The sequence below is a fragment of the Photobacterium gaetbulicola genome, from assembly GCF_003025515.1.
GTDB lineage: Bacteria > Pseudomonadota > Gammaproteobacteria > Enterobacterales > Vibrionaceae > Photobacterium > Photobacterium gaetbulicola.
Map to the genome: position 1 here is coordinate 22,863 of NZ_PYME01000005.1, position 11,985 is coordinate 34,847.

Below are 11,985 nucleotides of genomic sequence, written 5' to 3' on the forward strand. Positions count from 1 at the left end.
CGCTTGTTACCTAGCTCATCAACTTCGTTTCTGGGAACCAGTGCGACCACACCATCCAAAATATACCGTTCTGGGTCGGCACTTGCTCCAAGCGCCCCCATTCCGAGTCTGTCTCGCCCTTGAAGTTTATTTCACCAAACGTTACTCGCAGCCCTTCTTTTTCCAGGCTGAAGAGGTTCACAATGTCGTACTCTTCACTGTAGACCAAGACATAGGGTTTCCCAGCCATTTCAAACTCATATACCGGGTTTTGCTTGGCAAACTCATGAGTAAAGGCGATCTGCTTTCCGTCGCTGTTCAGTCCCCATACCTGCTCTTTGGCGTTTAACCTTTCATCGGCCATATCCAAAGTCGGAAAGATAGCGCCACGCTCCGGATCGAACTGCTTCTCCATTGGCTTATCAAAAGCTTTGACTAACAGCTTGTCCATCCAACGGTCAAACGGGTAGATAAACACCTCGGCATCTGGATAGATCTCTTTGAATGCCTCCCATGTCATCATTGTATTTGGGTACTGCTTGATATCAGATTCACTAAACTCAGTTTCCATAGTGATTTGTTGAATAAGATCACCGGAGTTACGCTCGACCATCACTAAGTTATTGTGGGTTTGGATAAGTATACCAAGATCGGCTTTCTCACCGTGTCCAATATCTTGATCGATGACCACAGGCAGGTTGCTCAAACCACAAAACGTCATCGCCACCTCTTCGCCGCCTATAGTATCCCCGGCAATATGGGGGATCCCCAGATGCGAGCGCGGGAAGCCCCGTACATCACCATTGATTTCTACCGCATAAATAATTTCTTCTTTACGTAGTTGATTGTTGGCCTGGGCAACGGTCATGTAAATGGCATCGGTTTGTCTGGGCGGAAACAGCAAACTCAGTAAGAAATTAGCCGAAATAATACACACCAACACACCTTTGCTGGCCCACCGCATCCTGCGGTTCGTCCACAGCTTCGCCTTAGTATGCAAATACCAGAGGTAAGCCAGCAATGCCATGTTCAATGCAATAAAGTACTCACTGTAGTGATAGTACGCCACGGTCCAGCTACGTGGTAAATTCAAACTTTGACCGGGCTCGGTCATCACTACGGCTGAAAAGATGGAAAAGAAAGCCGTAACAATAGCAACAATATAGAAGTGGATTTTACGCACCTTTCGAGAATCACTCATATTCGCCTCCAACAGACTGAAGTGAAGTAATGGGTGCATTCTAAAAGAGCTGATAAAAGCAGCAATCACACCACCTGTATCGTTGATATACCAACTTTGTTATATCGCGATCTCTGATATAAAAAAAGCGCTACCTAGGTAGCGCTTTTCCAATAAATTGATAGGTTTAAAGCCTTTATTTAGACTGACAGAGCTTAACCGCATTGCCCAACACATTCAGGCAGGTCAGACGGCCAACGCCACCCGGCACCGGAGTAATAGCAGCCGCTGACAGATGACCATCCTGATGCTTGATATCGCCCACCAACTTACCGTCTATACGGTTGATACCGACATCTATAATCAGCTGGCCTTCAATAAACTGGGTGTTATCTAGTGTACCGTGGAAACCGGTTGCCACCACGATCACATCAAACTGGTTCCAATCGACCGCGGCAAGATCAGAGCGGCTGTTGAAGCTTGAAACCGTGCTCTGACGGTTGATCAGTTCAATCGCTAGCGGTTTGCCAACGATGTTACTGCGACCCAAAATGGCAACTTTCAAGCCAGGGAAGCTGTACTCACCACAGTGGGCCTCAACAATGTCAATCGCAGCCTGAACCGTACATGGCAAGACCGGATTCTGCCCGAGTACTAGCTGGCCCAGCGCCTCAGAGCCAAAGCCATCAACATCGACCGCGGCCGGCAGGTCTGGAGCTTCCAGTCCATTAGGTAGAGGCAGCTGGAATAAAATTGGATGATCCGCTTTCTCGGCCAAGCCATCAAGATCTGCCTGTGTTGTCCCTTCTTCAGGTAAGATAATGTGGTGACAAGGAAGCTCAAGCGCTTCAAACAGGCGCACCTTATTTCTCACATAGACCTTACTGGCAGGATCATCACCGACAGTAACAATAGTCAGTTGAACGGGAATGCTCTCTGCGTCGATTTTCTCTTTAAGCTCAGCCAATTTGGCTTCATAAAGTGTATTGATTACTGCTTTCATACTACTTACTGTTTGTGACGAATCTTTTGTTTATAACCAACTGATTCTACTTCAACATTGAGATAGGACAATTAAAATGTGTTTGTCATCACATAATTGCCCTATCTCTGTAGATTATGCAGTCATTGGCTGTGTTTCCACCGCACCTTGTGCTTTTGCACGCAAAACTTTTGCTACATGTGCTTTCATTACAATAGAAATCACCAAGGCTACTGACAAGATACCAACGAAGATATACATGGTCATGGTGTAGCTGCCTGTTAGGTTACGAACAAACGCCGCTAGAGAAGAGCCAGACAGACCCGCCAGTGCCCATGCGGTCAATACGTAACCGTGGATCGCACCAAGTTGCTTAGTACCGAACAAGTCACCAATGTAAGCAGGAAGTGTCGAGAATCCGCCGCCGTAACAAGTCATGATAACGAACACCACAATCTGGAATGCAATTGCGTTCGACAGTGAAGGCAGCATGAAGAAAGCCGCAATCTGGATAACAAAGAACAGCATAAAGGTGTTTGGACGCGTTAGGTAGTCAGATGCTGCAGACCACAGTAGGCGGCCCAGACCATTAAGAAGCCCCATCACACCCACCATGGTGGCCGCTTCCATTGCTGTTAGACCCGCGATTTCCTGAGCCATTGGTGACGCTGCAGAAATAATCGCGATACCACAAGTGATGTTGATGAAAATCATCACCCACAGACCCCAAAACGTTGGTGTACGTACTGCATCGTTTGCGCTTGATTGATTCAAGTCTGCCGCAGGTTTCTTAGCTGCCGCATTTTCGTTACTTTCAACCATAGACGCTGGCTTCCAACCTTCAGGCGGACGCTCTAGGTACAAAGATGCAGAAAGCATAACAACAAAGTAGGTCGCACCCATGATAAAGAACGTTGAAGACAGGCCAACCGCGCTAATCAGCGTTTGGATAACCGGGCTGGCAATCATAGAGGCAAAACCGAAGCCCATAATAGCAAGACCCGTTGCTAGACCACGGCGGTCAGGGAACCACTTGATAAGCGTTGATACCGGCGTTACATAACCCATACCCAGGCCGATACCCGCAAGAACACCGTAGCTAAAGTACAGCATGTACAAGCTTTCCATCGCAACGGCGATACCTGCGCCAGCAATACCTGCACCAAAGAAAGTCGCAGCAATCATACCGGTGAAACGTGGCCCTTTTTTCTCAACCACGTGACCCATAACGGCAGCCGAAGCGCCCAAGAAGAAAATAGCGATACCAAAGGTCAGGGAGATTTGCTGCAAATCCCAACCAAACGCCTCATGAAGTGGATTAGAAAATACACTCCACGCATAAACAGAACCAATTGAAATATGAATACCTACCGCAGATAGTGCAATTAGCCAGCGATTTTTCACTTGTGCTGTTTTCATTTTGAGTTACCTGAAATTCTAAGACAGGCATACCCTATATGAAATTAATTGTGAGAAAAATAAAGGCAAAATAACGCCACCATTACAAAAGGTTAATATTGAAATAAAGATTTTCAATGGCATACAAAATGAAATCAGGTGATTTTTTAAGAATATAGAAAATAGAAACCAGCCCCAGATAAACGACTGATAAAGCTTATATTTAATATTTGGTTATGATTTCACACACTTCCAAAAACTCGGTTAAACCGCAGTGTTATGTCGACCATACCTACATAGTGCAATCTAACTTTCCATTCTTGGTAAGTAAATCAAACACGAATAACCGCAAATTTGTCTAAATATTAATCAATAATATTTATCATGAAAAATCAAATTTAAAGATAAATTGATAGTAAATTGACAATACCCTGAAATTTTATCGCCAATTTACTGCTTAAATATATACAGCAACAGAATAATCAAAAGCAGAAAATTGAGGCTAACATGGATCAGGCAGAAGGTTTACGTAGCATATTTAAGCGCCAACAATGTATTCAAAAAGTTCGCGACTATCACCAGCAAATCAGGGAAGCGGTGGCCCACGGAAAAATCCAGAAAGTGAATCAATTGCTCAGCCTATTAGAAGCGGCTCAGCTTCAACTGGAAGCCACCTATGATCAATCATCAAAATGGGTACACTAACAAGTAAATAAATAGCCTGATGAGCAGAGACAAAATTGTGCTCTTGTTCACCTTAGCGGCTAACAGATTCATATATGATAGCTCTCTTTACCCAAACAAGAGAATATATGATGGATCTCTTACTATTAAGTAACGGCAAAATTGCCGGCAACACCAAGGTGATGGAATTCGCCCTTCCAGCTATCACAGAGTTATTGGCCCGAAAGCAAGTCAAAAATGTGCTAGTTATACCATACGCGGTAATTCGCAGCAGCCACGACGAGCGAACCGCAATGATTGCCGAGTCTCTAAGCCACCTTGATGTGAAAGTAAGCGGTCTTCACCGTGCAGAAGATCCCGTAGAAGCCGTACGCCAAGCAGACGCGATTATCTGCAGTGGCGGCAATACTTGGGTATTGAACAAAACCTTGCACGACCTTGGCTTAATCGGCCCTATCCAGCAGGCTGTCACCCAACGCGGTGTGCCGTATATTGGCTGGAGTGCCGGTGCCGTTATCAGCGCGCCGACTATCCGCACCACCAATGACATGTGTATTGTCTCGGCGGCTATCACCCCTTCACTTGGCTTTGTGCCTTTCCAGATCAACGCGCACTACATTGACGCCACTATTGAAGGCCATATGGGCGAAACTCGCGACGAGCGTATCGAAGAGTTCCTCGTGGTCAACCCGCATCAATCTGTAATCGGCATTCCTGAAGGCTCTTGGTTGGCAATATCCGGTGCTACCATGACCTACCAAGCCGCGAACGGCAAACCTCTCCACTGGTTCAAGCTCAACCAGGAGCGCAAATTGGTTGAAGCCGGCTCTGACGTCACAGATCTAATGGGCCTGGACGGTTAATACCTCTCTTGAGATAAAACACCGCTTCGCCACAGCAGCACCGAGAACACTAACAGGTAAACCCTAGCGAGTTTACCTGTTTGGTTAAGCTCATACCCCATAGGTGCTGTGTATAGACACATCTACCACATAATTGCAGGCCAGTAGGTTGCGCCCGATAAGCAGTTTGTCGGACATCAGGCTCCTGTCTTTGAGGTTAACCTCGACACGATAATCACGCTCGGCCAAGGTTAAATCCAGCTCGATACTGTATCGCATCTCGGATCCAAGCGAATTCTGTATCTGGCGCACATGAGTGATTTTCTCGCGCATGTGAACGGTCTCGCCATGTTCATTGGCCGTTATGAAATTGACCATTTTACCAATATTGTCACCCGCTTCGGGCGAGAAGTTTTCTATCTCTATATTGGTGGCATGCATGGATGTCCGGGTTGCACCCGTGTCAATTCGAAAGCGGAAAATGAGGTTTGCCGCCGGTGCATAAAAGCTTTCCTTCTGCCCGATGACGACTTTGTCCGCAGCTTCTACCCCGCATTCTTGGGCATAATCGCTTGCCGCGATAGTTGGCGAAGCAGCAAACAATAAAGCAAAAACCAATACGCCAACGCCGGATCTTTCATTTATCAACATAACGACTCCCTTCCGCGGTCTTTTATCATCCTCCATCCATCATTGCAAAGCCGTTTGCCAGCAACAAGTAGGAGAAAAGACCATTTACAATTTTTCCAACGCAAAAAGCCGCGGCTATTGCTAACCGCGGCTTTGAAGAAGAAGGCTGACTACTTGTTATGTATTACTCGTCATCCAGCTTTACGAACAGAGTCGTTAGGACAAATGACAATACAAACACACCACACACACCCATTACTGCCTGAATGAAGTTCTGTGTACCGGCTGACAGGTAAGCAGGCAAGCTGAACACCGATGACAGGATGTAGCTGGTCAGATGGGTATCCAGTGTGACAGAGATTGCACCGAACACGCCGGCTGCTAGGCTCGCGGTAAACATCGCTTTGGTGTACTTGGTCAGGACACCGAACAGGGCTGGCTCAGTAATGCCTAGGATTGCCGTTACACCAGAGCCGGCAGTGATTGAAGATTGCTCTTTCGATACACTCTTGCGCTGCTTGTACCAAATTGCCATTGTCGCACCCGCGATAGCCAGGTTACCCAGGCACATGATAGGCATCAGCAGGTCCTTGCCGTACAGCGCGAAGTTGTTCAAGCTGATTGGCGTCATGCTGTGGTGGATACCAAATACGATAGTGATTGGACGCGTCAGGCCGAACACAAAGCCTGTCAGCGTAGGGGAAATCTCAAGTAGCGAGCTCACCACCCAGCCAGCACCATTACTCAGCCACATGCCAAGCGGGCCTACCGCCGACAGGGTCGCCGTGGCAGTGACGGTAAAAGCAAGCAGCGGGGTAAATACCGGCTTGGCCACCGTAGGTACCATACTGTCAACCAGAGGGGTGACTTTGGAAAGCAACCACACAGCCAGGATAGCCGGAACGATAGCCCCGCCGTAGTTCATCAATTCAATGGGCACGACTCCCAGCACCGTCAGCTCTGCAGCATCACTGGCCGCCTTGAGCGCGGCGGCTTTATCCGCCAGCTGAGGCGACAGCATGGCCGCGGCAACAGCCAGCGCGATGTACTCATTGACGCGGAACATCTTGGCGGCCGAGAATGAAACCAGCATAGGGAGGAAGAAGAAAACAGCGACAGAAATTGAGCGGAAGAAGTATACCGTGTCGGAGGTTTCAGAAATCACATTGGTTGCAATAAGCCCTGATAGCAGGCCCATCAGCATACCGGCCCCGGCGATAGCAGGAACAACGGGGCCGAAGATACCGGCAACAACTCGCATGACGTTCTGGAACAACTTACCGTCATCTTTGTCTTTTGGCTTGTCTTCATCGCCCACCGCAGCGCCGCTACCCGCCATGATAGCTTGCAAGGCTTTGTGCCACTTCTCGACTTCAACACCAATAATGATTTGGATTTGCCCTTCTGCAAAGACAACGCCCTGAACCCCTTTGATAGATTTCAAGGTCTCTTCCGATGCCTTTGACTGATCGGCAATCTTCAGCCTCAGTCTGGTCATACAGTGTGTTGCATCACTAATATTGCCAATGCCACCCAACGCATCAATCATTAGCGAAAGCTTTTCTGTCATCGCATTTTGCTTAGATGCGGATGCCTTTTTTCCAAAACCACCCATCGACTCACTAATTTGCATATTTAAATAACTCTCTTTAAGAAAAGAAATCTAGTGGAATAGCGACCTTTTGTAAAAAGGTATTTTCCCAATCGGCTTGGTATATTCACACTTAAGATATGTCTTATTCATGATTTCATTTAATTTGAGTAAAAAACTCAGTTAAAACATTCACGCCGTTCTCATTTATTTTCTTTTCCTTCTGGCCCTGAGACAGTGCATCGACTTGCACAATTGAAGCGCTGTTCAACACCTGAAGTTCCATTTGATGAAACAAATGATATCGAACCAATCTAAAAAACCAACGGACGAAATTGAGAGTTAAATCACGAAAATCAGGCCATTTAATACCAAAACAATGAATTTTCTATGATTGGTCTGTTTTTTTGCCTCCTTTTACTCTGTTACCGTACCAATTAAATTTAATGAAAAAATAGGCTTGAAATAACACTTTTCCAATTGGTATATATAAAAAAAGATTCCGGCTCAGATGAGAAATTCATTGTGAAAAAAACTTTAATCACAGATGTTGAATGCATTATTACTAAACCAGATCGTCACAATTTAATTACTGTTATCGTCCATACCAACCAAGACGTTACAGGCTATGGCTGCGCCACTTTCCAGCAGCGTCCACTCGCCGTTAAAACCATGGTGGATGAATACCTTAAACCACTGCTTGTTGGCAAAGATGCAAATAACATTGAAGATTTATGGCAGATGATGATGGTCAATGCGTACTGGCGCAATGGGCCGGTGATCAACAATGCGGTGTCGGGTGTTGATATGGCGTTGTGGGACATCAAGGCAAAACTGGCCAAAATGCCTTTGCACCAGCTGTTTGGCGGTAAATCGCGAGATGCAATTCCGGTTTATACCCACGCAACAAGCGACACGATGGAAGGGATCTATGAGCTTGTTGATGGCTTCCTGGCGCAAGGATACAAACATATCCGTTGCCAGCTAGGCTTCTACGGTGGTGTGCCAGAAAACATCCACACCACCGAAAGCCCGACCGAAGGCTCCTACTTCGACCAGGACCAGTACACCGAGAACACCCTGACCATGTTCAAGTTGCTTCGTGAAAAATATGGCAACCAATTCCATATTCTTCATGATGTTCACGAACGTTTGTTCCCGAATCAGGCGGTTCAGTTCGCCAAAGAAGTCGAGCAATACAAGCCGTACTTTATTGAAGACATTCTGCCACCCAGCCAGACAGAATGGCTCGATAATATCCGTAGCCAAACCTCTGTATCACTGGGCCTGGGTGAGCTATTCAACAACCCGGAAGAGTGGAAGCAGCTTATCATCAACCGTCGGATTGATTTCATCCGTTGCCATGTCTCGCAAATCGGCGGGATCACCCCTGCCCTTAAGCTGGGCCACCTATGCCAGACATTCGGCGTCCGTCTTGCCTGGCACTGCCCGCCGGACATGACCCCGATTGGCGCCGCAGTGAACACCCATATGAACGTTCACCTGCATAACGCTGCGATTCAGGAGCACGTGGAGTACAAAGAGAACACCCAACGTGTTTTCCCTAATGCCCAGGAGCCACGCAATGGTTACCTGTACGCATCAGAGGAAATCGGCATCGGCGTCGAGATGGATGTGCAAGCAGCGAGAGACTTCCCGGTGACCTACCGCCCCCACGAGTGGACGCAGAGCCGCCTGCCCGATGGCACTATTCATACGCCGTAATCGGGCTCGGGGCTCGGGGCTCGGGGCTAAAAGTGTAAAATCCTAGGACCCAGAATTCAGAATCTATCCGTAAAAATAGCTGCGTTATTTCTTCCTGAAATAACCAGCTATTCTTTTTTACCCCTAAACTTAATATTTTCACTATTAAACGGGATCACATAGGTACACTGATAATCGATATCAATCACCTCACTGACAATAAACACCTCACCGGTAGACAAAAAGCCCCGATTAGTGATCTTCATTGCCGCAATACCTTTTTTACACCCCAATAGCTCTGCTTCTTCCTTCGATATATTGATCGCCTTATAGCTAGTTAAATACCTGTCGATTTGCAGGCCAAGATCCAATGTATGATTTTGCAAAGAGCTTTCGATAATTTCATCATTCATTTTCGGGAATAACTTCACCGGCAGCTTGGTACTTTCCAACTGCACAACTTTCCCATTAACCAAACGCAATCGCTTGATACACCAGATATAATCATTTTCATCAATCAAGAATGAATTTTTATCGTGAGAGTCTGTGATCTTCTTATGCAAGCTGACTTTTTTATACGATATCTCCTCGAAGCTATTTTCTGTAATCGAGTTATAAACCAAAGGGTTGTTACGATTAGAGTCTTTGACAAAATGCCCGGCCCCTTGCCTGACAAATACAGCGCCAATGGCTTCAAGCTTGTTAAGTGCTTTACGAACGGTAAAACGTGACACCGAATAGTTTTCTGCCAACTCCCGCTCGGCGGGCAGTTTATCGGTGATCACACCTTGGTAAATTTTACTTAAGAGATCTTGAACAACAAATTCAAACTTCTTCATAGGGGGAAATAAATAACAGGAGCTATGTGACTATTTTATTAAAAGCCCGGGGAGTATTCAAACAAACAAAACGGCCCCAAACACAGTTTGGAGCCGTTGTCGTCATAGCCGAGTGAACCTAGTAAATGCTTCGTTCGGTCCTCAGCCCTTTCACCAAACTCACGCACATGAGCAACAGCACAAAGCTAAACGGCAAAGCAGTCGCCACCACGCCGGACTGGAAAGCTTGCAGCGCTTCCTGACCACCAATCCACAGCATCACTGCCGCAATCGCCCCTTCCACCGTCGCCCAGAAAATACGTTGGGGAACCGGCGCATCCACTTTACCGCCGGCAGTAATACTGTCGATCACCAGCGAGCCCGAGTCAGACGAGGTAATGAAGAAGATCAGCACCAAGCCGATAGACAATACTGAAATCACCGAGCTAAATGGCAGTGCATCGTAGACATGGAACAAGGTCAGCGAGATATCATTCAGGCCATTGGCACCTAGTTCACCAACTTTGTTCACCACCTGATCAATCGCAATCCCGCCGAAAATCGACATCCAGATAATCGTCATCAGCGTTGGTACGAAGATCACCGCGAACAAGAACTCGCGCACCGTTCGGCCATTAGAAACACGGGCAATAAACATACCGACAAATGGCGACCATGAAATCCACCACGCCCAGTAGAATACCGTCCAGCCTTGCATCCAGGTGGTATCATCGCGACCATGCGGGTTACTCAGCTCAACAATGTTACCAAAGTAAGCCATGATGGTTTCAGGCAGTGCAACCGTCACCACATCGAAACCGACGAAAGCAACAAACACCAACAGCGCAAAGGCGAACGCCATATTGATGTTACTGAGCAGTTTCACCCCGCCATCAATACCGCGAATAACCGAGAAAATCGCAATGGCTGTGACAAAGGCGATAACCCCCATCTGCATGCCGATCCCGCCCTCGGTGCCGAACACATAGTTGATACCGCTGGTTGCCTGCTGCGCCCCCAAGCCTAGTGATGTTGCCAAGCCAAACAGTGTCGCCAACACCGCCAAGATATCGATAACATGCCCCAACCAGCCCCAGGCCCTATCGCCAAATACCGGATAGAACACCGAGCGAATGGAAAGCGGCAGCCCCTTGTTGAACGCAAAGAATGCCAGCGACAAGCCTACAATGGCGTAAATCGCCCAGCCATGGATACCCCAGTGGAAAATGGTCGCGCCCATTGCCAGCGCTTTGGCCTCCTCGGTATACGGCTCGACATTGAACGGCGTGCCCCACCAGTTGGTAAAGTACGCCGTCGGCTCGGCCACTCCCCAAAACAACAGGCCGATTCCCATCCCTGCCGCAAACAGCATGGCCAACCAAGACACTCTAGAGTGCTCCGGCTTAGCATTCTTGCCTCCGATACGGATTTTACCCAACGGTGAAAACATCAGCACCAATGAGAAAAACAGGAAGAAGTTGGTGATCCACATGAAGAACACATCAAAGTCATTGAGGATGCCGTTCTTCAGGCTGTTCAAGCCTTGCTTGGCGGTTTCCGGATCAATAAAAAGAAGGGCGGCGAGAAACAGAATAATCAGTCCTGCACTGGTGCCGAATACAGGGTTATGTATATCAAAACCCCATTTTTGAATGTTGTCCTGACCCACCTGATAGTCGGTCGTCTCGATACTATATTTCTTTAGTACACTATCCATAATACTCTTTAAACGCTTTGTCATTGATGCTTTCCCATCCAAGAAAAGCACCTTTCAATTGCTGGTGATGAAAATTTAATTTAGACCACTAAACAATTTAAAATGTCGACACAGGGTAACAGCTCCTAAAAGATAATTCAAACACAGCAATATGTTGGTTTTTTGTGCTAAGACTTGCAAAACAGGTGGGATTTATTGGTGCGGGCACTAAACAACACCCCACAAAGCATCGCACCAACCAATTGTTTAGCGGTCGAAAGGTTTTATGATTTGAGATATTTTTACGCGGAAAGATTCCTCTTTGCCCATATCGCAAAGCGGCAAAACTCAATGGACTGCATTGAATAGAATTTAGCTTTTTTGCCTAACGATTTTGTTGAAAAAAACATATCGCTAAGTTTTGAAAAGGTACAACACTGCTGCCCCCGATAATCATTTAGTCATTAGGGGCTACAAGTTG

At 47.0% G+C, this 11,985-nt stretch carries 10 protein-coding genes; 3 read left to right on the plus strand and 7 right to left on the minus strand.

Annotation, left to right across the window (positions count from 1 at the left end):
* Positions 1-10: 10 nt before the first annotated feature.
* The 3 genes from C9J03_RS05565 to C9J03_RS05575 form a co-directional block, all read right to left on the minus strand.
* Positions 11-1,180: a DUF3179 domain-containing (seleno)protein gene (locus tag C9J03_RS05565; protein WP_044623443.1), complete on the minus strand. Its 1,170-nt coding sequence runs from the start codon at positions 1,178-1,180 to the stop codon at positions 11-13.
* A 175-nt stretch (positions 1,181-1,355) separates the two neighbouring features.
* Positions 1,356-2,162, minus strand: coding sequence for a bifunctional 5,10-methylenetetrahydrofolate dehydrogenase/5,10-methenyltetrahydrofolate cyclohydrolase (locus C9J03_RS05570; RefSeq protein ID WP_044623444.1), 807 nt, complete (start codon positions 2,160-2,162; stop codon positions 1,356-1,358).
* A gap of 114 nt (positions 2,163-2,276) precedes the next feature.
* Positions 2,277-3,560: an L-lactate MFS transporter gene (locus tag C9J03_RS05575; protein WP_044623445.1), complete on the minus strand. Its 1,284-nt coding sequence runs from the start codon at positions 3,558-3,560 to the stop codon at positions 2,277-2,279.
* Positions 3,561-4,046: 486 nt separating this feature from the next.
* Here C9J03_RS05575 and C9J03_RS05580 point away from each other — a divergent pair, with 486 nt between their 5' ends.
* Entirely contained in the window at positions 4,047-4,244 is a 198-nt protein-coding gene (locus C9J03_RS05580; RefSeq protein WP_044623446.1) for a hypothetical protein, read from the plus strand.
* Between the two features lie 110 nt (positions 4,245-4,354).
* On the plus strand, positions 4,355-5,086 hold the full coding sequence (gene pepE, locus C9J03_RS05585) for a dipeptidase PepE (protein WP_044624513.1): 732 nt from the start codon (positions 4,355-4,357) through the stop codon (positions 5,084-5,086).
* A gap of 90 nt (positions 5,087-5,176) precedes the next feature.
* On the opposite strand, the gene C9J03_RS05590 is transcribed toward pepE, so the two are convergent.
* Both C9J03_RS05590 and C9J03_RS05595 read right to left on the minus strand, forming a co-directional pair.
* Positions 5,177-5,716, minus strand: coding sequence for a putative ATP-dependent zinc protease (locus tag C9J03_RS05590; RefSeq protein ID WP_052829788.1), 540 nt, complete (start codon positions 5,714-5,716; stop codon positions 5,177-5,179).
* 163 nt (positions 5,717-5,879) lie between these two features.
* The gene (locus tag C9J03_RS05595) at positions 5,880-7,265 is read right to left on the minus strand and encodes a PTS transporter subunit EIIC (RefSeq protein ID WP_420812998.1); all 1,386 of its coding nucleotides are present in this window, start codon (positions 7,263-7,265) and stop codon (positions 5,880-5,882) included.
* Between the two features lie 546 nt (positions 7,266-7,811).
* Here C9J03_RS05595 and C9J03_RS05600 point away from each other — a divergent pair.
* A complete protein-coding gene (locus tag C9J03_RS05600; RefSeq protein ID WP_044624515.1) occupies positions 7,812-9,011 on the plus strand; it encodes an enolase C-terminal domain-like protein in 1,200 nt (399 codons plus the stop codon).
* Positions 9,012-9,118: 107 nt separating this feature from the next.
* On the opposite strand, the gene C9J03_RS05605 is transcribed toward C9J03_RS05600, so the two are convergent.
* On the minus strand, positions 9,119-9,829 hold the full coding sequence (locus C9J03_RS05605; protein ID WP_044623448.1) for a GntR family transcriptional regulator: 711 nt from the start codon (positions 9,827-9,829) through the stop codon (positions 9,119-9,121).
* Positions 9,830-9,947: 118 nt separating this feature from the next.
* A complete protein-coding gene (locus C9J03_RS05610; RefSeq protein ID WP_044623449.1) occupies positions 9,948-11,525 on the minus strand; it encodes a BCCT family transporter in 1,578 nt (525 codons plus the stop codon).
* Positions 11,526-11,985: the final 460 nt, after the last annotated feature.